This is a genomic window from Acinetobacter sp. ESL0695 (assembly GCF_029392135.1).
Classification (GTDB): domain Bacteria; phylum Pseudomonadota; class Gammaproteobacteria; order Pseudomonadales; family Moraxellaceae; genus Acinetobacter; species Acinetobacter pollinis.
Genome location: NZ_CP113932.1, coordinates 354,547 through 375,458, shown reverse-complemented (window position 1 = coordinate 375,458; position 20,912 = coordinate 354,547). Strand labels below are relative to the sequence as shown.

Annotated in this window: 19 protein-coding genes; 12 read left to right on the top strand and 7 right to left on the bottom strand. The window is 37.7% G+C overall.

Features of this window, described 5'->3' with window-relative positions; genetic code table 11:
* The first annotated feature begins 161 nt into the window (after positions 1 to 161).
* Complete coding sequence (locus OZX61_RS01695) at positions 162 to 1,871, top strand: electron transfer flavoprotein-ubiquinone oxidoreductase (RefSeq protein WP_277095107.1); 1,710 nt, start codon at positions 162 to 164, stop codon at positions 1,869 to 1,871.
* Positions 1,872 to 1,908: 37 nt separating this feature from the next.
* Here OZX61_RS01695 and tusA read toward each other — a convergent pair whose 3' ends face one another.
* A complete protein-coding gene (gene tusA / locus OZX61_RS01690) occupies positions 1,909 to 2,166 on the bottom strand; it encodes a sulfurtransferase TusA (RefSeq protein ID WP_195771428.1) in 258 nt (85 codons plus the stop codon).
* Positions 2,167 to 2,344: 178 nt separating this feature from the next.
* On the opposite strand from tusA, the gene OZX61_RS01685 reads away from it, so the two are divergent.
* From OZX61_RS01685 to OZX61_RS01665, 5 genes are all read left to right on the top strand, one after another.
* The gene (locus tag OZX61_RS01685) at positions 2,345 to 3,184 is read left to right on the top strand and encodes a transporter associated domain-containing protein (protein ID WP_211140182.1); all 840 of its coding nucleotides are present in this window, start codon (positions 2,345 to 2,347) and stop codon (positions 3,182 to 3,184) included.
* The gene (lnt, locus tag OZX61_RS01680) at positions 3,181 to 4,728 is read left to right on the top strand and encodes an apolipoprotein N-acyltransferase (protein ID WP_277095106.1); all 1,548 of its coding nucleotides are present in this window, start codon (positions 3,181 to 3,183) and stop codon (positions 4,726 to 4,728) included. The genes OZX61_RS01685 and lnt overlap by 4 nt, the downstream gene beginning before the upstream one ends.
* 98 nt (positions 4,729 to 4,826) lie before the next feature.
* The gene (locus OZX61_RS01675) at positions 4,827 to 7,049 is read left to right on the top strand and encodes a primosomal protein N' (RefSeq protein ID WP_277095610.1); all 2,223 of its coding nucleotides are present in this window, start codon (positions 4,827 to 4,829) and stop codon (positions 7,047 to 7,049) included.
* A gap of 104 nt (positions 7,050 to 7,153) precedes the next feature.
* Positions 7,154 to 8,995, top strand: coding sequence for a monovalent cation:proton antiporter-2 (CPA2) family protein (locus tag OZX61_RS01670; RefSeq protein WP_277095105.1), 1,842 nt, complete (start codon positions 7,154 to 7,156; stop codon positions 8,993 to 8,995).
* A gap of 50 nt (positions 8,996 to 9,045) precedes the next feature.
* Entirely contained in the window at positions 9,046 to 9,918 is an 873-nt protein-coding gene (locus OZX61_RS01665; RefSeq protein ID WP_195771431.1) for an Hsp33 family molecular chaperone HslO, read from the top strand.
* A gap of 44 nt (positions 9,919 to 9,962) precedes the next feature.
* Here the strand turns inward: OZX61_RS01665 and OZX61_RS01660 are convergent, their stop codons facing one another.
* Positions 9,963 to 11,366 (bottom strand): DUF3472 domain-containing protein, encoded by a 1,404-nt coding sequence (locus OZX61_RS01660; protein ID WP_277095104.1) that lies wholly within the window; start codon positions 11,364 to 11,366, stop codon positions 9,963 to 9,965.
* Between the two features lie 380 nt (positions 11,367 to 11,746).
* Here OZX61_RS01660 and OZX61_RS01655 point away from each other — a divergent pair, with 380 nt between their 5' ends.
* The 4 genes from OZX61_RS01655 to OZX61_RS01640 all read left to right on the top strand — a co-directional run bounded on the left by OZX61_RS01655 (position 11,747) and on the right by OZX61_RS01640 (position 15,954).
* Positions 11,747 to 12,499, top strand: a complete 753-nt coding sequence (locus OZX61_RS01655; protein ID WP_195771434.1) for a MipA/OmpV family protein — start codon at positions 11,747 to 11,749, stop codon at positions 12,497 to 12,499.
* Between the two features lie 105 nt (positions 12,500 to 12,604).
* Positions 12,605 to 13,984 (top strand): aminotransferase class III-fold pyridoxal phosphate-dependent enzyme, encoded by a 1,380-nt coding sequence (locus OZX61_RS01650; protein ID WP_277095103.1) that lies wholly within the window; start codon positions 12,605 to 12,607, stop codon positions 13,982 to 13,984.
* Between the two features lie 9 nt (positions 13,985 to 13,993).
* Positions 13,994 to 15,067 (top strand): GNAT family N-acetyltransferase, encoded by a 1,074-nt coding sequence (locus OZX61_RS01645; RefSeq protein ID WP_277095102.1) that lies wholly within the window; start codon positions 13,994 to 13,996, stop codon positions 15,065 to 15,067.
* On the top strand, positions 15,064 to 15,954 hold the full coding sequence (locus OZX61_RS01640; RefSeq protein WP_277095101.1) for a hypothetical protein: 891 nt from the start codon (positions 15,064 to 15,066) through the stop codon (positions 15,952 to 15,954). Before OZX61_RS01645 ends, OZX61_RS01640 begins: the two co-directional genes overlap by 4 nt.
* Positions 15,955 to 15,960: 6 nt before the next feature.
* On the opposite strand, the gene OZX61_RS01635 is transcribed toward OZX61_RS01640, so the two are convergent.
* Genes OZX61_RS01635 through OZX61_RS01620 form a run of 4 tightly spaced genes read right to left on the bottom strand, consistent with a single transcriptional unit; the run spans position 15,961 to position 18,271 of the window.
* Positions 15,961 to 16,365, bottom strand: a complete 405-nt coding sequence (locus tag OZX61_RS01635; protein WP_195771438.1) for an EamA family transporter — start codon at positions 16,363 to 16,365, stop codon at positions 15,961 to 15,963.
* Positions 16,362 to 16,721 carry an EamA family transporter gene (locus tag OZX61_RS01630; RefSeq protein WP_277095100.1) on the bottom strand — a complete coding sequence of 120 codons (360 nt, stop codon included), beginning with the start codon at positions 16,719 to 16,721 and terminating at the stop codon, positions 16,362 to 16,364. The genes OZX61_RS01635 and OZX61_RS01630 overlap by 4 nt, the downstream gene beginning before the upstream one ends.
* A 9-nt stretch (positions 16,722 to 16,730) precedes the next feature.
* Positions 16,731 to 17,567: an alpha/beta fold hydrolase gene (locus tag OZX61_RS01625; protein ID WP_277095099.1), complete on the bottom strand. Its 837-nt coding sequence runs from the start codon at positions 17,565 to 17,567 to the stop codon at positions 16,731 to 16,733.
* A complete protein-coding gene (locus OZX61_RS01620) occupies positions 17,564 to 18,271 on the bottom strand; it encodes an MtnX-like HAD-IB family phosphatase (RefSeq protein WP_195771441.1) in 708 nt (235 codons plus the stop codon). The genes OZX61_RS01625 and OZX61_RS01620 overlap by 4 nt, the downstream gene beginning before the upstream one ends.
* A gap of 342 nt (positions 18,272 to 18,613) precedes the next feature.
* On the opposite strand from OZX61_RS01620, the gene OZX61_RS01615 reads away from it, so the two are divergent.
* Complete coding sequence (locus OZX61_RS01615) at positions 18,614 to 19,522, top strand: DnaJ C-terminal domain-containing protein (protein WP_277095098.1); 909 nt, start codon at positions 18,614 to 18,616, stop codon at positions 19,520 to 19,522.
* An 11-nt stretch (positions 19,523 to 19,533) separates the two neighbouring features.
* Entirely contained in the window at positions 19,534 to 19,857 is a 324-nt protein-coding gene (locus tag OZX61_RS01610; RefSeq protein WP_277095097.1) for a chaperone modulator CbpM, read from the top strand.
* Positions 19,858 to 19,867: 10 nt separating this feature from the next.
* On the opposite strand, the gene OZX61_RS01605 is transcribed toward OZX61_RS01610, so the two are convergent.
* A complete protein-coding gene (locus OZX61_RS01605; RefSeq protein ID WP_277095096.1) occupies positions 19,868 to 20,719 on the bottom strand; it encodes a Cof-type HAD-IIB family hydrolase in 852 nt (283 codons plus the stop codon).
* Positions 20,720 to 20,912 lie beyond the last annotated feature (193 nt).

Here is a 20,912-nt window from a genome sequence, read left to right as displayed (position 1 = left end):
AATACACACTTATCAGCCAATAGGCTATTCTATACATCTTAAGTGATGATATCTCGGGCACGTTTTGGCATGTGTCTGAGATTTGTGTCTATAGAAAACACTCATGGCAGCACCATAATGTACCGTTTGGTTGCCACCTTTTTCAATATGAGGAGTCCTACATGGAACACATCGAACGCGAATCGATGGAGTTTGACGTTGTTATTGTGGGTGCAGGACCTGCTGGTCTTTCTGCAGCAATAAAAATTCGTCAGTTAGCAATTGAACATGACTTATCTGATTTAACCGTTTGTGTCGTAGAAAAGGGCTCCGAAGTCGGTGCACATATTCTGTCTGGTGCTGTACTTGAACCTCGCGCTTTAAATGAGCTTTTTCCAAATTGGAAAGAAGAAGGTGCGCCACTTAACGTTCCGGTTAAAGAAGACAAGACTTATTTCTTAATGTCTGAAACAAAACATCAAGAAGCCCCTCATTGGATGGTTCCAAAAACCATGCACAACGACGGAAACTATGTCGTTTCACTAGGTAATGTTGTTCGTTGGTTAGGTGAAAAGGCAGAGGAGTTAGAAGTTGCTGTTTTTCCAGGATTTGCTGCATCTGAAGTTCTATATCATGAAGATGGTACAGTTAAAGGTATTCAAACAGGCGATATGGGTGTAGGTAAAGATGGTGAACCAACACCTCATTTCACACCGGGCTATGAATTACATGCAAAATACACCCTATTTGCAGAAGGTTGCCGTGGCCATCTTGGAAAACGTCTCATTGAAAACTTTAAATTGGACAAAGATGTCGATCCCCAACACTACGGGATTGGGATTAAAGAGCTTTGGGAAATCGATCCTGAGAAACATCAAGAAGGTTTAGTCATGCATGGCGCAGGTTGGCCATTGTCTGAAACCGCATCTTCAGGTGGTTGGTGGTTATACCATGCGGAAAATAATCAGGTGACTTTAGGCATGATTATTGACCTTTCTTATACCAATCCAAACATGTATCCATTTATGGAAATGCAACGTTGGAAAACACACCCTCTTATTAAACAATATTTAGAAGGTGGTAAACGTATTTCCTACGGCGCACGTGCTGTGGTTAAAGGTGGTTTTAATGCCTTGCCAAAACTTACTTTCCCAGGTGGTTGCCTGATTGGTGATGATGCAGGTTTTCTGAACTTCGCCAAAATTAAAGGCTCACACACTGCTATGAAGTCTGGCATGCTCTGTGCAGAAGCAATTTTTGAAGCGATTGCTCAAGGTGTAGACAAAGGTGGTGACCTTGCTATTGCACGTCTTACTGAAGATGAAGATCACTTTATTAAAGAAGTGACAGCATATACAGAGAAATATAATCAGAGCTGGTTAAAAGAAGAGCTTTACAACTCTCGTAACTTTGGCCCTGCAATGCATAAATTTGGCCAATGGTTCGGTGGTGCATTTAACTTTGTTGACCAAAACATCTTTAAAGTCCCATTTACACTGCACGATACCATTCCTGACTTCTCTGCATTAAAAACAGTTGATGCAGAGCACTTTAAGCCAAACTACCCGAAGCCAGATGGTACGCTTACTTTCGATCGCTTATCTTCAGTATTTATTTCAAATACAGTACATGAAGAAAATCAGCCATCTCATTTAAAACTGACAGACGCAACGATTCCTGTAAATGTGAATTTACCAAAATGGGATGAACCTGCACAACGCTACTGTCCAGCGGGAGTGTATGAAATTATTGAGGAAGACAATACCAAACGCTTCCAAATTAATGCAGCAAACTGCGTACATTGCAAAACATGTGATATTAAAGATCCATCACAGAATATTACATGGGTAACACCTGAAGGTGGTGGTGGTCCAAACTATCCAAATATGTAATAAAACCTATAAGCCTCTCATTTGTAGAGGCTTATTTTTATCCCTTTTGAATGAGGTAACGATATTCTTTATGCCCTTTATCGTCTAGATATTCTTCTTTTAGTAACAGCTCATGATTCATGTGCACACAAAAACGTGGAATATCCCAAGAGGTCGATGTGTCAGTTGCAATGACTTCAACTACCTCGCCCGACTGTATTTTACGTATTGCCTGACGTAACATCATAATTGGGTCTGGGCAATATAGTCCTCGCGTATTAAGCTGAACTTTAGGGTCAGCCGATACATCTGTCATAGCAAATACATCACTTCAAAAATAAAATTGATTTTATCATAATGTCTTAAATGGTGTTGCGACAAAAAAATTCATTCTTTTCAAATTTTTCATACAGTTTTTCTAATGCATGAACCTTTTTTCTTCGGTATGATGAAGCCTCTACTTTGATAACAAATACACCGATTTAGGAAGGATCATGCAAGAGGAATCAGGCTCATCGTGGGGTATGCGCGGCTTAAGAAAATGGTTAGGCACCGCACCAGAAACCAGAGATGAGTTACTCAAACTTGTACAAGACTCTCGTCGCTTTTTAGAACCAGATACAGTTGCAATGCTTGAGGGCGTACTCGACCTCCCTGCAACGAAAATACGTGAAGTCATGACACCACGTACTGCTATGGTAAGCCTACAAGAAGATGATCAGTTGTTAGACATTCTACATGTACTCACTGACTCTGCACATTCTCGTTTTCCAGTATTCTCTTCAGATCAACCTGATACTGTTGTCGGTGTACTTTTGGCAAAAGATTTATTGCCTTTTCTGTCTGAACCGACAGCAAAAGTAGATATTTGCGCGCTGATGCGCCAACCACTTTTCATTCCAGAAAGTGCTCGCTCAGACCAAGTATTGCGTATGCTTAAAAATACACAAACCCATATTGCCATGGTCATTGATGAGTATGGTGCAACCTCTGGTTTAGTCACACTAGAAGATATTCTAGAAGAAATTGTTGGCGAAATTGAAGATGAACATGATACAGCTGATGAAGAAGGACAATTTATTCTTCCAGATGCAAAACATGACACTGCCAATGCTTGGATCGTACAGGCATTAACACCAATCGAATACTTTAATGATCTGTTAGATGCAGATTTTTCTGACGATGAGGTCGAAACCGTAGGTGGTTTACTTCTTCAAGAAATTGGCCTTGTAAATGATTTAAAGGGTCAAACCATAGAAATTAAAGACTGGAAGTTTACAATCATTGAAGCAGATACACGAACGATTCAACTCATTCGGGCTGTTCGTCAATGAACCTCGTAACATCGCTTACGTCTAAAAATGTTCAACTTCCCACCTTCGTTTTATGCCTCATCGCATTAATTTCAGGTGGGACTTTTAGCCTCTCTTTAGCACCGTACCACTACTGGTGGATTGCCCTACTTTCTCCTGCATTGCTTTATGCATGTTTACTTGGACGTAGACCCAAACAAGCCTTTCTGATCGGTTGGAGTTTTGGGTTTGGCTTATGGTTCACGGGCGCGTTTTGGCTATTTGCTTCAATTCATAACTACGGCAATATCAGTACACCTATTGGTATACTCCTCATTGCACTCTTAGCAAGTGTCATGGGATTATTTAATGCTTTTCAGACATGGGCTTACAAGCGTTTTTTTCCTGAAACGCCCCTTACGTTTGCACCACTATGGGTTTTATTTGAATGGCTAAAAACATGGTTATTCACTGGTTTTCCATGGCTTTTTGTCGGTTATGCATTTACAAATGTCTTTCTCGATGATTATGCACCTTTATTTGGTGTATTAAGTGTTTCTTTCGTTGCCGTACTTATTGCTACTGCCTGTGTGGAAGTCATAAGAAAACGTGTGTTTTGGGTTCTCCCTATTCTTACCTTACTTTTAGGGGCTTGGGGTGCATCTTCCTTGCAGTTTGTTCAACCAAAAAATGAACGCGCTTTAAGTGTCTCTCTTGTTCAAGGAAATATTCCACAAGATTTAAAATGGCTAACAACCTACCAAGACCGTACTTTAGAAATCTATCAAACACTAAGTTCAAGCGAATGGGGACGCGACCTTATCGTATGGCCTGAGTCTGCAATTCCAATGACTCAAATTAGTGTGGCACCATTTATACAAGAGATGACTCAATTCGCTAAACAGAAGAACTCTGCTTGGATAAGTGGTATTCCCTATTATGATGAACAAGCTTCTATTCAAGCAGGTCGAAGTGTGTTTTATAACAGTCTAATGGCATCAGGTGCACAAACATCTGGGTTATATGAAAAACAACGTCTAGTCCCTTTTGGTGAATATGTACCATTGGCAGGGCTTTTGAAATGGGTCTTGCCTGCACTACAAAATGATATTACAGAAGGTAGTATGTCGGCAGGGCCATCTGGGCAAAAAGCATTAAATATAAAACAGCATGCATTAGGTACAGCAATTTGCTATGAAGTTGCCTACCCCAATCTCACTCGCACCAATGCAAAAAATAGTGACTTTATGGTAACTGTTTCTAACGATGCTTGGTTTTCTGGTACAGCGGGACCTTGGCAACATTTACAAATGGTACAAATGAGAGCCAAGGAGAATGGTCGCTGGTTTATTCGTGCAACCAATACAGGAATCACAGCATTTATTAATGAAAAAGGTCAAATTGTTGCGCAAGCACCAATCGATCAAGCCTTTGTATTAAGACATGATCTGCCTGCATTCTCAGGACAAACCTTATATACGCGTTTAGGTGATTTGCCTATCTTAATTTTCTCAATCATTTTACTTTGCTTAGGTATGTATTATCGTCCAAAGCAAGTAGATGTATCGTTTAAATCACGACGTTAAATGAAATAACCTCCTTATGGAGGTTATTTTTATTCATATACAATATAAAAAAATTGCATGCTAAAATGCATCTTAAACAGAAAACCCATTTAAAAATTATGGTATTGAACGCAGAAATATCTAGTCATCCTCTTCGTATTCGTGTTGCTGTACCTCTTCCTATTTATGACTCCTTTGACTATTTAGTGACTGCTGAGCAATATCGCTCTTTAAACTTAGGTTCGAGAGTAAAAGTATCTTTTGGTCGCCAACAATGTATTGCTGTAGTTATCGAAAAAATTCCACCCAATACACCACAAGAAACTACATTTAAACTCAAAAATATTTTAGAGGTGATCGATACAACTTCTCTTATTCATCAATCTATGATGTCATTATTGAAGTGGTCGGCACAGTACTACATATTTCCCTTAGGTGAAGTCATACAAAGTGCATTCCCTACACGTTTACGACAAGGCCATGCTTATGAATGTCATGCGCCTGCTTGGGAAATTATAGATTTTCATGCAGAAGAAAAGCTTAAACGTTCTGAAAAACAGCGTCTAGCCTATACACACTTATGCAAAAAAGTAGAACCTTGTTTTGAAACAGATCTTGTAAATGAAGGAATCCATTTAACGACATTACGCGCCCTAGAAAAAAAACAAATTATCCAAGAAATAGAAAAAAACATCGACTTTTCAGCAAAACCTATAGAATTAGCACAAATCCCTTTAACTGCAAATGAAGACCAAACACAGGCAATTCACACCATTTTAGAGAAAAAAGAGGGTTATTGTGCTTTTTTACTTGATGGTATTACAGGCAGTGGCAAAACTGAAGTCTACTTACAAGTCATGTATGAAGTCTTAAAGCAAGGCAAACAAGTTCTGGTACTTGTTCCAGAAATTGGTTTAACCTCTCAGACCATTGCACGTTTTAAAGCCAGATTTAATTGCCATATCACCTTACTCCACTCGGGATTAACAGATGTTCAGCGTCTACATGCATGGCAGCAGGCACAGACTGGACAAGCTTCAATTATACTCGGTACACGCTCTGCCATTTATACACCCTTGCCACATCTTGGACTAATCATTTTAGATGAAGAACATGACCTTTCTTTCAAACAACAAGAAGGTTTTAGATATCATGCCAGAGATGTTGCACTCTATCGGGCGCATTTAGAAAAATGCCCTATTATTTTAGGATCGGCAACCCCTAGTATTGATAGCTTTGCCTTGGTACAACAAAAGAAGATTCAGCATTTAACCTTAAATACACGCACAGGAAGTGCCGTATTGCCCCAAATGCATCTTATCGATTTGAAAGTGAGTCCAAAAGTGCATGGACTAAGCCAATACTTAATTGGTCACATTAAACAGCGTTTACAACAACAAGAACAAGTACTTATTTTTTTAAATAGGCGTGGTTATGCTCCTGTACTTATGTGTGAACACTGTGGTTGGCAAGCCAACTGTCCGAATTGCGATGCTCACTTTACACTGCATACGCAGCCATATCAGCACTTACATTGCCATCACTGTGGGCTTATTCAAGTTTTACCTCCAAGCTGTCCAGAATGTAAACAAGAAACGCTTAAACCCATTGGCTTAGGCACAGTAAAAGTCGAAGAAGGTCTTAAAGAACTATTTCCCGAAACAGAAATTATTCGAGTAGATCGCGATAGTACGAGTCGTGTTGGTAGTCTCGAAAAAATCTACGACAAAATACATCAAAATAAACCACTTATTTTATTAGGCACACAAATGCTCGCCAAAGGGCATCATTTCCCCTATGTGACTTTAGTGGCCATTTTAGATATTGATGCAGGATTATTAAGCGTTGACTTTCGCGCGCCTGAGCGAACAGCACAAATGATTGTCCAAGTATCTGGACGTGCAGGTCGTGGCGAGAAAAAAGGAGACGTCTTCTTACAGACATTACGACCTGATCATCCCACATTAAATACACTTATTTCCAAAGACTATCGAACATTTGCACAACATACACTAAAAGAGCGCCAAATTGCCCTCCTACCACCCTATCGATATACGGTTTTAGTACGGAGTGAATCTAAAGATGAACAGAAAAACCTACAGTTTTTGACAGAGATTTCCCAAAATTTACAGGAAATATCAACACAATACTTAGACATCTGGGGGCCTATTCCTGCCCCAATGCAACGTAAAGCAGGAAAGTATCAAGCACATTTGGTTATTTTAGGCAAAGATCGAGCGCATCTACATTATTATATTAGACACTGGTGGTTATTTATTACCTCTCAATGCCCAGCATATATTCGCCTTTCAATTGATATTGATCCGCAAGAATTGAACTGAGTAATAATTTGATATGCTTTTAAATGACTATGATCTTCACATGGCATAATTACTTTTAATGAACTCAAAATGACGATTAAACGTCTATGACGTAGGACAATTGCATGTCACTTTTGCTACAGATGACTATTTTTCTTGGTGCATGTCTCATTATTGTACCTTTGGGCAAACGTTTAGGTATTGCCACCGTTCTTGGCTATTTATTTACAGGCATTATTTTAGGACCTAGCGTACTTAATGTCGCAAATGATCCTCATGCCATTATGAATTTAGCAGAATTTGGTGTTATTTTGCTGATGTTCCTTATTGGCTTAGAACTTAGACCACAAAGATTGTGGCAAATGAGACAAGCTATTTTCGCAATGGGTAGTTTACAAGTCACTGTAACAGGACTCATTTTCATGGCAATCTTATGGTTTATTTTTAAACAAAGTATTCCTACAAGTTTTGCGATTGGTTTTGCGCTTGCATTGTCATCTACTGCATTTGTACTTCAGCTCTTAAATGAAAAACAAGAACTTAATACGACCTATGGTCAAAAATCTTTCTCAATTCTTCTTTTTCAAGATATTGCTGCAATTCCCTTACTTGCAGTCATTCCTTTACTTGCAGGTACGTCTTCTGCACACCATGGCATTGCATACTTTGCAGCAATTATTGCAGCATTTAGTGGTTTATTCTTATTTAGTCGTTTTGTCATGCGCCCATTTTTTAGATTTGTCGCGAAAAGTGGTGCCAGTGAACTTATTACGGCAGTTGCACTCTTTATTGTGCTTGGGGTCGTTCTACTTATGGAAACACTCGGCATAAGTACAACTTTAGGCGCATTTTTAACAGGTGTTTTACTTGCAGATTCTGAGTTTCGTCATGAGTTAGAAGCAAGTATTGCGCCATTTAAGGGGCTTCTGCTTGGTTTATTCTTTATGACTGTTGGAATGACCACTCAACTTTCTACGCTATTTGAGCATCCATTGCTTATTGTAGGTGGTGCACTGGCGCTCTTACTCATTAAGCTTATTTCTATTACACTCATTGGTAAATATTATAAAAATACGTGGAAAAATAGCCTGATGCTCGGTACGTGTCTTGCACAAGGCGGAGAATTTGCATTTGTAGTATTTAATGTTGCACACAGTGAACAGCTATTAGCGCAAAGTTTACTTGAGCCTGTAACTTTAATTGTCACACTCTCTATGGTATTAACACCTATTTTGTACTGGTTCATGACACGCTTTGTCATTCCAAGACTAGAACAAAATGATGAGCAGGTTTTCGATGATATTCCAAATCATGAAAGCCCAATGATGATTGCAGGTTTTGGCCGTTTTGGTCAAATTATTGCCCGCATTGCACGCTTACAACACATTCCCTTTATTGCGATAGATTCTAGCTTAAAACAGATTGATTTCGTACGGCGTTATGGTGGAAAAATTTACTATGGTGACGTCACTCAGCCCGATCTTCTGAGGTCGGCAGGTATTGAACATATTAAAGTTTTTGTGTTGGCCATTGATGATGTTGAAGATTCACTCAATACTGCACGACACATTACACTCAATTATCCCCATGTTAAACTGCTTGTCCGTGCACGTGACCGTCATCATGTACATCTATTGCGTGATATTGGCGTGAGTCATATTTGGCGGGAGACTTACTTATCCTCTTTAGGTCTTGCCTATCGTGCCCTCAGAGAGTTAGGTATAGAAGACCAAGAAGCCTATGCAAAAATAGAGCTTTTTCGTGACTATGATGAAAAGTTACTTGCAGAACAACAAAGTATTTATAACGATGAACAAAAAGTGTTTGAAACACATCGTAATGCCTTAGCAGAGCTAGAACATCTATTTGAAAGCGACACCAAAGTAGAGCCCAAAGAAAGCGAAGTGAACTTACGCCGTGGGCTTGAACAACAACGCATCAATGTCTCTAGAAATGAGGATGAATAACTTGTGTTTTATGATGATGCCACCATTAAATAAAGGGATTGGAGAAATATATGTCTAACTTACGTCAACGTTTTTATATTGAAAACTGCCCTGTTCGTGGTGAAGTTGTTCATCTAGATGAAGCACTGCAAACTATTTTGTCTCAGCGTTCGTATCCAGAAGCAATAAAAATTCTTATTGGAGAGATGCTCAGTGCAACGGCATTACTTGCAAGCACATTAAAAATTAAGGGTCAAATTAGCTTACAGATTCAAGCAAAAGGCACACTCAAGTGGGCTATGGCTGAATGTAACCACCTAGGCGAGGTTCGTGCTCTAGCTGATTTTGCAGAAGACCCTCGCTTTGCAGAGGCGCATGACAGCAGTACAGTTCTTTCGACTTTAGAACAACCTGTATTATTTATTAATATCGAACCTGAAGTCGGTGAACGCTATCAAGGTATTGTTCCTTTAGATAAACCGACACTAGCACAATGTCTTATGCAATATTACGATCTTTCTGCACAGATCCCAACACATATTGTACTTGCGAGCACAAAAGAAACGTCAGGTGGTTTGCTTATTCAGTTACTGCCCCGCCGTGAAGATGAATATGAAACCATAGATGAAGATTTATGGCCTCGTCTTATTATGCTTACAGACACGCTAAAATCAGAAGAAATTACATCACTCGACCCACAAGAGATCTTATTCCGCTTATATCATGAAGAAGATGTAAGACTTCCAGAACAAGAATCTCTACGATTTGCATGTACATGTTCTCAAAAAAAATGCGTCAATGCACTGATTCAAATTGGTGAAAATGCAGTAAAAGAGACTTTAGAAGTACAAAACCCGATTGAAATGAATTGTCAATTTTGTAATGCACGTTATACCTTTAATGCAGAAGAAGCCCTCTCATTATTTGGTAAACACTTAAGTTAAATCATTTGATTGGGAGGAAAGTTACTTCCTCCCAACATTCAAAATTAATGCACAGTGCCAATAAGATCCCACCATGTATTACTGGTTGCACCATTTACCGGAAAATACCAGTATTGCGAAGTCGTTTTTAAACGAAATAAAAGATTGCCTGATCTAAAAACCTCACCAACTTGACCATATCGGTTATTTGCTCCCCAAGTCGAATATATCTGTGTTTTTAAAGACTCTCCTTTTATAAAATGCCTACCTACATATTCCCAATCTTCATTACTCATTTTATTTATTGGAAAGTAACTTGCAGGTTTTCTTTTGATTTTAAAATATTCAACATCTGAGGTATATGGATTACTATAAACAAAATAATCTCCTATATTCACCTCACTACTATTTCTCTGTTCCCAATTAAATAATGGTCGATTCGTTAAATATAAATCATTAATAATTGGATAACCTAATCCAATAAAACGCCAATCAGCATTTGACTGATTGGTCGATGGAATATCACCTAAACTTCCAGTTCGTTTTGCTTGCCATAATATTGGATATTTTGCATCGAGATTTTTAGAGTAAAAAATACCTTGTCTTGCATAATGCTCATTCGCATTCCATGCTTGTACGCCTCGATATTGATTCCCTAATCCTTTCACAGAAGAATCACTTTCTAAATAAGCATGAGAACCCATTGTTTCTTTCGATGAATGAGGTAGAAGTAGATTATCTGCACACTCATGCGCATCCCCATATGCAGACGCATTTGCAGAGGCTAATTTGGTCGATTTCCCCCAATTACCTTGTATTGGATAATATGTTGTATTGGCATGTCGAAGCGTATCACAACGATAAGGTCCCCAAAAATACTCTAGGAATAGAGAGTTAGATTTTTTAAGATTACCAAAACTCGACGGTGTTTCTAACTGACCCAATACATCTGTACGATTTACTGTCAGATCAGTTAATGTAATTTGCCACCACTGACCACCTGTAGCTTTTAAAGTGGGACTTTTTTCAAACCTAAAACGATACTGATGCCCGACCTTCCAAGCATATGGTCCTTGAATAGATGAACAACCACCAAACTCATTACAGTTGGCCAATTTAGGAATTGCACCACTTACTGCATTAAAGTATTTTGCCTCTTCGGGTTTATCTCCTGTCCAAATAGAAACCAAAGCACGCTTTTGGCCACCACTTCGTTGGAGACCTAAATAACCACCATTTGCATTTTGAAAGGTCACGTATTGTGAGAAATAAACAGAAGATGGAGATGTTTTTTCTGAAGAAATATTATTATATGCTTCCCCAGGATCAACATTAATACGAAAGAAATAATCTTTTACATCAGGTGTTTCATCGACCAGAGTCCATGAACCTGAAGGGGTTAAACTATATGCTGAAATAGGATAAACCACGCTAAATAACAACAGAAATAAATGTTTCTTTATATGCATAACAGACCTGTAAATTGAATATTCATTATTTTAATCAATTCGTATTATTTATAATTCGACTTATCCAATGACTGAATAAATCTTTTCATTAAAGAAAAAAATCCTTAATTCAATACTAGTCTATCTTTTTTTATTCATAAAAACTGATTCATTTTTAATTATATTTTATATAACTCACTACACATCTTTTTATTACTCTCTCATCGAAAGCTCAAATTTACCCAATTTTACTACTTATCATGCAAATAATTTAAAAAAATATGAATATATTTATTTTTATTGTTAAATTTTAACATCACAACAATAATTACGCTTGAGATGCCTTCTGTTTTTCAGGCATATTCGCTTAGAATGTACGCTCTGAATTTTGGACAATATGCATGAAGATGAATCGAACTGCCATGAAATTAACAATAACCACTTTACTCATGGCAAATAGTTTATGTTTTTTGCATGCTGCAGACACTTCCAAGCTACAAATTGGACTGACAGATACCTACGATTTCCAAGCTTATAAAAATCAAAATAACCCAAATACTGTACTTCCTGCGATCTTCTATGATTCTCGCTATTTTTATATAGATGGCGATGAGCTTGGTTTTTATGGTCTCAATCAAGACCATCATAAACTTAAATTTAATTTATATTACGATTCTAGTGAATTTAAACCTTCTGATGAGTTGAAAACACTCAATAAAAGAAAACCATCTGTGATGGCTGGCGGTAGCTATACATATATTACTCAATATGGTGGTTTCCAAGTTCAAGCCGAACAGGACATTCTTTCAAGGAGCCATGGCGCTTTTGCAACTTTTGCCTACTTAGCTGAAGTTAATTATGGACAGTGGACATTTGCACCTGAACTTGGCATTCAATGGAACAGTAAAAAGTATAACAACTATTACTATGGTGTAAGTGCAACAGAAGCACAAACCAGTGGTCTAAAAGAATACCATCCTAAACAAAGCTTACAACCGTACCTCAGCTTAGACACAGGATATCAACTCAATTCACGTTGGACACTGTACGGTGGCCTACAATTCACAGGATTATCAAATCAGCAGTACCATAGTCCAATGGTGGAAAAACACATGGATATTTCAACGTCACTCGGATTTTTATACCGGTTTTAATTATAAATTGAGTGATTTCTCACATTCTTTAATGTTTTGTTAAAAATAATATGTTATTTAACTGCAAAACCTTCTAGACTAAATCAGCACAATAAGGACTGACTTATGGCAATTAACGAAAAGCAACTGTTGCTTGATGAAGCAAAATACTGTTCACATGGTGACACTGTACACTATGTAGAACCACCAAAAATCTTTACAAACTGTGAAGGCAGTTACCTCTATGATGATCAAGATACACCTTACCTAGATCTTCAAATGTGGTATTCAGCAGTTAACTTTGGCTATAAGAATCCTCGTTTAGATAAAGCGCTGATTGATCAAATTCATACACTTCCACAAGTTGCGAGCCAATACTTACACCCAACAAAAATTCAGTTAAGTAAAGTCATCGCAGAAGACATCTTCAAAAAAACAGGTGAAGCAGGTCGTATTCACTATAATGTTGGTGGTTCACAAGCCATTGAAGATTCTCTTAAGGTTGTACGTAACTTTACTGGTGGTAAAAGTCGTATGCTTGCCTTTGAAGGCGGTTACCATGGTCGTACTTTAGGTGCGTCGTCAATCACTTCAAGCTACCGCTACCGTCGTCGCTATGGTCACTTTGGCGATCGTGCACACTTCATTCCATTTCCATACCCATTCCGTCGTCCAAAAGGTATGACTGCTGAAGAGTATGGCGACAAACTCATTGCAGAATTTGCACGTTTATTCGAAACTGAATACCACGGTGTTTGGGATCCAAAAGTAGGCGAAAGTGAATTTGCTGCTTTTTATATGGAAACCATTCAAGGTACAGGTGGTTACGTTATCCCACCGAAAAACTTCTTCACAGGCTTGAAAAAAGTACTTGATGACCATGGTATTTTATTGGTAGTTGATGAAGTTCAAATGGGCTTCTACCGTACCGGTAAACTGTGGTCGTGGGAACATTTCGGTATTACACCAGACATTACTGTATTTGGTAAAGCACTTACCAATGGTCTAAACCCATTGGCAGGTATCTGGGCAAAAGAAGCTCTAATTAACCCTGAAGTATTCCCAGTCGGTTCTACACACTCAACATTTGCATCTAACCCACTCGGTACTGCTGTTGGTTTAGAATTGATGACCATGCTTGCTGAAAAAGACTATGAAAAGCAAATTATGGAAAGTGGTGCATACTTCCTAGAAGGCTTAAAAGATCTTCAAACTCGTCATGTAGAAATTGGTGATGTCGATGGTCTTGGTTTAGCATTACGTGCAGAAATTTGTGAAGCTGATGGCTTTACACCAAACAAAGCATTGCTTGATAAGATGGTAGATATTGGCCTATCAGGTACTCTAGAGTACAACGGTCAAAAATGTGGTCTTGTTCTTGATGTGGGCGGTTATTACAAAAACGTAATTACTTTTGCACCATCACTCGAAATTTCACGCGCTGAAATTGATCAAGCACTTGTACTACTTGAGCAATTGCTTAACCGTGCGAAAAAGGAAATCTAAACATTTCTTATGGACAATGGTTTAAATCATGTAGAACCAAATCGTCTTGTGGATGCTTTTTTAAAGCATCCACCTCAAGATTTTCAGGCCTCTACTTTAGATAACTCTCTTTATTACTTTGTTACCAACTTCAATTTACTCACAACACTTGATGCACCTGTGCGTCAAAAAATTGAGTCTTTGGTTGGCTATCATTATTGGAAAAAAATTGTTCATTTTCCAACACGCTTTATTGGCACAACAGTCACAGAATATACGCCAATACCTCAAGACACGTCATCAGAGACACTGATAGATACCATAAAGAAGAACAGTCACGAACATAGTCTTACGATTATTAAAGATCTTCCACTATCTTCACCACTGCTTACACAAGAAGAAAACCAAGCAAGTGCGGCACTTATAGGATCGGCTAAAGAAGCAGGATTTTTGGCTGTTGAAGGACAAGCTTTAGCATATGTCGAAATAGACTTTAATGATCGAGAAGATTATCTCTCTAGATTGTCAAAAAGCAGACGTAAAAATTTAAAACGTAAACTCCGTAGCTTAGATGAATTAAATGTTGAAATTCACCAAACAGGTGACCATTACTTTAATCATACTGAGCGCTTAGAACAACTGTATACACTTTATCTTGCAGTATACGAGCAAAGTGAAATTCATTTTGACTTGCTTAGCAAAGCATTTTTTCAAGAAATTTTACAAGATAGCCAAAGCGGCGGTCGAGTTTTCATGTATTGGAAAGGCGAAACACTCATTGGCTATAATATCTGCTATGTTTATGAAGATAAACTTGTAGACAAATATATTGGTCTGAACTACCCACTTGCACTTGATTACAATCTCTATTTTATTAGTTGGTTTGTTAATCTTGATTATGCGAAAAGCCAACATTTAAAATATTATGTGGCAGGATGGACAGACCCAGAAGTTAAAGCACAACTTGGTGCAAAATTTACATTTACTCAGCACCTTGTATGGGTCAAATCGCCATTACTTCGTTTTATTTTAAAAAGATTTAGACATCTATTTGAAGCAGATGCTCATTGGCATCAACAACAAGAGGAGAAAACTGCTAAATGAGTACCTCTCCACGCCATCCAGTCGTTTTAAACTTTGATGATTCAGCAATGGCATCAAACCAAATATGGACAAATATTCCTCTCCAAAGTGAACAAGAAACTATTCGCTTTGGTTGTAAATGGCAAGCGTTTGAAGCATTAGGACAAAAACTTTCAAATGAGCTTCCATCAATAGAAGCAATGGGTTGTGTCCTGTTAGGTAGTGGCGATTACCATCACCTCAGTTATTTGTTATTGTCTCGTCTTAATAAAGAACAACCAATACACCTAATTATTTGTGATAACCATCCAGATAATATGCGCTACCCTTTTGGTATTCATTGTGGCTCATGGGTCTACTGGGCCAGCCAATTACCAAATGTGGCACGTATAGATGTATTAGGTATTGGCTCAAGTGATATTGGCTTGGCACATGCTTGGGAAAACCACTGGTCACCACTACGTCAAGGCAAACTGCATTATTGGAGTATTCAACAAAATGCGAGTTGGTTACATAAGGTTGGTGCAAAATCTGCTTGGCATGCATTCGATGAACCAGATTCACTCATGAAAACATTTTTAGTTGAAATGGAAAAAGTAAACCTACCTGTCTACTTATCTATAGACAAAGATGTACTTTCTAAAGATGTCGTACAAACCAATTGGGATCAAGGTTATTTTGCAGAAGAACACTTAAACTCATTGATTGATGCATGCGACCAAAAACTTACGGGTGCTGATATCACTGGAGATATTTCACTTTACCAATACAAGCAATGGTTTAAGCGATTACTCAGCTCGTTAGATGATCAAGAAGTACCAAGTGAACATCAGTTAACGACATGGCAAGAAGAACAACAAGCACTCAATGTGAGGCTCATTGAGCGTATGCAAAACAAATGGAAATAGCCTGATTTAAGGCGTTTCCTTTGTCATTTGCTCTGCTTTAAATTCTTCTGCTTCGCCTTTGGCTAAGCATAAAACACCTAAGAAAATTAAGGCCATTCCACATACTTTAACCAGTGTTAATGGCTCATTAAACAGCCACACAGACAATAGCGTTACACTAATCAGCTCGATATGAGAAGCGGCGACAGCAGGGCCAATCGGGGCACGCTCCAGTAGAGTCATCCATGTAAAAAATGAAGCGATATAGCCCAATAATGCACCGTAAATCCAGATATTACTAAAAATACGAAATAGCCAAGGCAAATCAAATGTCAGAGGCATTGCATGGTTCGAGGCCATTTTAAAACTTACCTGAGCAAGTGTATCAAACAGCATTAATACCGAGAATCCAACCAAGTAAAATAGTTTCATATACTCATCCCAATCACTGCAACGCCTGCTGTAATAAGCAATACGCCCATTAAGCGATATTTTGTTATTTTCTCTTTAAAGAATAAGCGACCTGCAATCATAATGACCACAATATTAATACACCCGAGCATGACCCCATCAGAGAGTGGTACTAAAGATAGAAATGCCAACCAAACAATAAACTCAACAACATAACAACCTATGCCTAACCACATCATTGGCATTTTAGCAAGTGCAACCCAACGCTCCATCCCTTCATATTCTGCACCTCTCAAAGCAATGGCTTTAAAAGCCAGTTGCCCAACAGTATCTACAGCAATGGTAACTAACCATACGATAAAAACAATGGGTTCCATAAAGATACCTTAAGAAGCAGAAGACGCTTGAGACAACGCACTATATGTATGAATGAAATTTAATGATTCATCAATCACTTGCTGACGATCATTATCAATAGTAATCATATGATAACTTTTCTTTAACCATACAAGTTTTTTAGGGCCTTGCACACGATCATAAATAAGCTGACTGTTTTTACGGTGTGCAATATCATCTTCATAAGCATGCAAGCACAAAGTTGCTGTTTTAATTTTATAAAGATTTCGTTTTACATGATTCGACAAACGTTGCATATGGTAAAGCGAATGCCATGGATTACCTGGTAACCCCGCTTCACTACTGTCCCCATGATGCATCGACTGTACAATGCGTTTTCTTAGATTTTCATTATAAATTCCATAGGGCTCAGCCTCATCAAACATGAGTTTACGACCTATTTTTAAATGGTAAACCGTCGGTAAAATCCAAGGTGCAGCAAGTTTTGACCAACGAGGAATACTCCATCCATCGTATTTAAATGTCGGACTATAACAAATGACCCCTTTTACATCAGAGTGCTCAATGGCATAGTTAAGTGCCAACAAAGAACCCATCGATAAACCACCAACAAAGATTTCATCGACATGTTGTTTTAGCTTTTCAGCCCCAGCACATACACTGGCATACCATGCTTTCCAATTGGTCTTTACTAAGTCTTCGACAGTACCGCAATGCCCTGCCAGTTGAACTGAATAAACGGTATACCCTTGTTGATTGAATTTACGTGCTAATCCACGCATTTCATTAGGCGTACCCGTTAGTCCATGAATAAGTAAAATACCAGTACGATTGCCTTCTAATAAAAATGAGTGATCTTTGATCATACATGAACCTTAGCATCTAATTGCGGTAATCCAACAAACTGATCTAGTGTTTTGGTAAGTTCTGTAAATGTAGAAAATGGTACATGTTTAATATTATTATCTTGGCAATGCTTTAATAAGGATTTTTTCGCATATACATAATCTGCTTCTTCAGATAAACAAAAATCTGAACGACCATCACCTATGAGAATCGTTTTGTATTGCTTATGCTGTGTTTGAGATACCTTACATTTACATGTACCAGACTGCGATTTACATGTTTTCGTTGCATTCGGGAAATGTAACTGCCAACGATGCTCACTAACTTGCTCTAACTGGTTGGCAATAACAGGAACATGGCGTAAGTTATATTTTGCGAGAATATGACGAATAACTATATCTAAGCCATCGCTCACAATCGTCAGTGGAATACCCAATTTTTTTGCAGCTTTAACAAAATCAATAAAGCTTTCGTCAATTTCTATCTGATGTACAAGCGCTTCTAACTTTTCTTTGGTGACATTCAACAATGCTATTTGACGTTGCATACACTCTTTAGAGCCAATTTCACCCTGCTCCCACAACTGTTCAATCTCTTCCCATCCTTGATCTGCAAAATTTTCCAACAAGACATCCGTTGTATCTTGCAAACTAATCGTACCATCAAAATCACAAAGAATTTTCCAGCTATTTTCTTGGTACTGTTCAACATTCATGAGAAGCATAGGTTTTCTCTCAGCATATTTCTTAAAATTCTCTGTTTACATTTGAGTAACAGAAACCGCCTAGTATAACCATTTTTTGATTAAACATCGCTTATATGTCAAAAAAATAATGTAACCTAAATTCAAAAAATATAAAAATATAAAAATATATCAATTACTTAAAATTATTAAACTGCTATTTTTTAATCGTTTCAAGCTATCAATTTAAAGAAATATTTAAAGATAAACTGCCTACTTTTATTCGAAACAATAATAAAACATTCGTACACTATTGATTTATTTTTATACACAACATAATAAAATTCAGGATAAAAATTTAATAACAATTCATGTTGAATGACTATGGCTAAAAACTATTATGAAATTTTAGGCGTTGATAGAGATGCAACTCCTGATGAAATAAAAAAATCATTTCGTAAACTTGCAAAGAAGTATCATCCAGATATTAGTAAAGAAAAAGATGCTGAAGCACGTATGCAAGAAATAAATACCGCATACGACACTTTAAGCCACGAAGAGCGTAAAGCAGAATATGACTACGCATTAGATCATCCAGAAGGTGCTTTCCAAGGGGGGCATGGTTTTTCTAATCAGCAAGGATTTCAGCAAAGTCATGATTTTCACGGGTTCGAAGATCTTTTTGGTCGTTTTGGTTCTGGTTTTGGTGGAGGCTTTCAAGATCGAGGGTTTAAGGGTGAAGACCAACATGCATCCATTGAAGTTCCTATAGATGTTGCTTACCACGGTACAACACAGCAAATTACTTTACAAGTTCCTACTTATAGTCCACAAGGTAGACCAGAAGTTCAGAGAAAAACTTTAGAAATCAGAATCCCTCAAGGTATGAAATCTGGTCAACAAATTCGTCTCTCAAAACAAGGCCAAGCTGGCATAAATGGAGGTGAAAATGGAGATCTTTATATAGAAATTACCTACCAAAAATCTACAAACCTTTATGTGGAAGGTACAGATGTATATTTAGAAACACCCATCACTCCATGGGAAGCTGCACTCGGCGAAAAAATTCAAGTCCAATTACCTTCTGGCAGTACGATTGAAGTCAATATTCCTAAAAACACGCAGAATGGGCAAAAGCTACGTATTAAAGACAAAGGGATTCCAAGTTCACCCCCAGGCCATTTGTATCTGATACTTACAGTTAAAACACCTGAGGTAATAACCCACGAACAGCAAGAAGCCTACAAGAAACTTGCGGCTGTTTTTCCTCAGTTTAAACCACGAAAAAATTAAGAGATGAAACTATGAAAAGTCGTATACATTACTATGAAGTGACCAGTCATACTCATCATGATGTAGAAGTTCTACATCATGAGTTTTCTTTAGAAAGATTTGCAGAAATTTGTGGGCAACACCCTAATTGGATTATTCAGCTCATCGAATATGACATTTTACCTGAAAGGGCAAAAAAGCATGCTTCGCCCACTTTTTTGCAAGAAGATATTCAAAGAGCCAGAAAAGCATATCGGTTGCAACGAGACTTTGAAGCCTCGCTCCCTGCGGTTTCAGTCATGTTAGATTTAATTGATGAAGTAAACATACTCCGTCAGAAGACAAAGCATGTTTAAATTTTTTCGTCTATGCGCTTTCTGCTTCGCATAGACGAGTCAGCTCTTCTTCATCTTTTGCTTTTAAAACAATATCAATAACATCTAAAACGGCTTCTTGCTCATTATGCTTTGCCATATATTTTGCAACTTTTTTTAACTCAGGAATCGCATTTTCTACAGCAAATCCATAGCCTGCTTTAGAAACCATTTCAATATCATTGTTATTGTCGCCAATGGCTAAGATTTCGTGGTCTGAAATATTCCATTTCTGTTGTAAAAAATCTAATCCATAAGCTTTGTGTTTTTTAGGCACAATCAAATCGATAAAACCAAAACCACTAGAAACCAGTTTTACATCGCCAGATTGAATGTATGGCTTTCCATTTAGATCATTGGTCAACTCATCAAAGTCATAATAGGTTGTATTAATTGTTACCTTACAAATGAGATCGTCGACCTTCTCTAAATCTTCAACTTGTTTTAATCGCTTAAAGTATTTATTAAGCTTGGGCATGGCCTCAGATTTTACTGCTGGCCCAATATAAGCCCCTTGTTTCCCACACAGAATAATTCCATCGGCGTAATGCTGAGAGAGATCATGAATCATGGTATCTACAGCATCTTGGCTAAAATGAGAAAAACTTACCTCTTCGACACCATCGACCACATACGCACCGTTTTCAGCAACGTATGCTATCTCATCTTGAATATCTGAAAAGTAGTTTTTGAGTGTCCAAAGTTGATTTCCACTTGCTGCAACAAAGTGGATGTTACGTGCTTGTAACTGAAGAAATTGTGCAAGAAAACGCTGTTTATTGTACTTTTTTTCTCCATTTAGAAATGTACCATCCATATCTACAGCGATTAATTTAATTGACATTTGCACCTCGTAGGCTAAGACAAACTATTCACATCATTTCTTTTTAATTTCAATTTACTTTCAAATTATCTTAGCAAGAGATGACGTGCTTATGAATAATCTCACCTTAAATATTACAAAATTCTAATATTTTTATATTTCTAATATCCGCATCACAATTATTAATTAATAACAATATTGATAATTATTATCA

Bases quoted from the DNA above. Each gene is read 5' to 3' on its own strand.
- OZX61_RS01695 (WP_277095107.1), top strand. From the start codon at position 162: ATGGAACACATCGAACGCGAATCGATGGAGTTTGACGTTGTTATTGTG.
- tusA (WP_195771428.1), bottom strand. From the start codon at position 2,166: ATGACAGATGTATCGGCTGACCCTAAAGTTCAGCTTAATACGCGAGGA.
- OZX61_RS01685 (WP_211140182.1), top strand. From the start codon at position 2,345: ATGCAAGAGGAATCAGGCTCATCGTGGGGTATGCGCGGCTTAAGAAAA.
- lnt (WP_277095106.1), top strand. From the start codon at position 3,181: ATGAACCTCGTAACATCGCTTACGTCTAAAAATGTTCAACTTCCCACC.
- OZX61_RS01675 (WP_277095610.1), top strand. From the start codon at position 4,827: ATGGTATTGAACGCAGAAATATCTAGTCATCCTCTTCGTATTCGTGTT.
- OZX61_RS01670 (WP_277095105.1), top strand. From the start codon at position 7,154: ATGTCACTTTTGCTACAGATGACTATTTTTCTTGGTGCATGTCTCATT.
- OZX61_RS01665 (WP_195771431.1), top strand. From the start codon at position 9,046: ATGTCTAACTTACGTCAACGTTTTTATATTGAAAACTGCCCTGTTCGT.
- OZX61_RS01660 (WP_277095104.1), bottom strand. From the start codon at position 11,366: ATGCATATAAAGAAACATTTATTTCTGTTGTTATTTAGCGTGGTTTAT.
- OZX61_RS01655 (WP_195771434.1), top strand. From the start codon at position 11,747: ATGAAGATGAATCGAACTGCCATGAAATTAACAATAACCACTTTACTC.
- OZX61_RS01650 (WP_277095103.1), top strand. From the start codon at position 12,605: ATGGCAATTAACGAAAAGCAACTGTTGCTTGATGAAGCAAAATACTGT.
- OZX61_RS01645 (WP_277095102.1), top strand. From the start codon at position 13,994: ATGGACAATGGTTTAAATCATGTAGAACCAAATCGTCTTGTGGATGCT.
- OZX61_RS01640 (WP_277095101.1), top strand. From the start codon at position 15,064: ATGAGTACCTCTCCACGCCATCCAGTCGTTTTAAACTTTGATGATTCA.
- OZX61_RS01635 (WP_195771438.1), bottom strand. From the start codon at position 16,365: ATGAAACTATTTTACTTGGTTGGATTCTCGGTATTAATGCTGTTTGAT.
- OZX61_RS01630 (WP_277095100.1), bottom strand. From the start codon at position 16,721: ATGGAACCCATTGTTTTTATCGTATGGTTAGTTACCATTGCTGTAGAT.
- OZX61_RS01625 (WP_277095099.1), bottom strand. From the start codon at position 17,567: ATGATCAAAGATCACTCATTTTTATTAGAAGGCAATCGTACTGGTATT.
- OZX61_RS01620 (WP_195771441.1), bottom strand. From the start codon at position 18,271: ATGCTTCTCATGAATGTTGAACAGTACCAAGAAAATAGCTGGAAAATT.
- OZX61_RS01615 (WP_277095098.1), top strand. From the start codon at position 18,614: ATGGCTAAAAACTATTATGAAATTTTAGGCGTTGATAGAGATGCAACT.
- OZX61_RS01610 (WP_277095097.1), top strand. From the start codon at position 19,534: ATGAAAAGTCGTATACATTACTATGAAGTGACCAGTCATACTCATCAT.
- OZX61_RS01605 (WP_277095096.1), bottom strand. From the start codon at position 20,719: ATGTCAATTAAATTAATCGCTGTAGATATGGATGGTACATTTCTAAAT.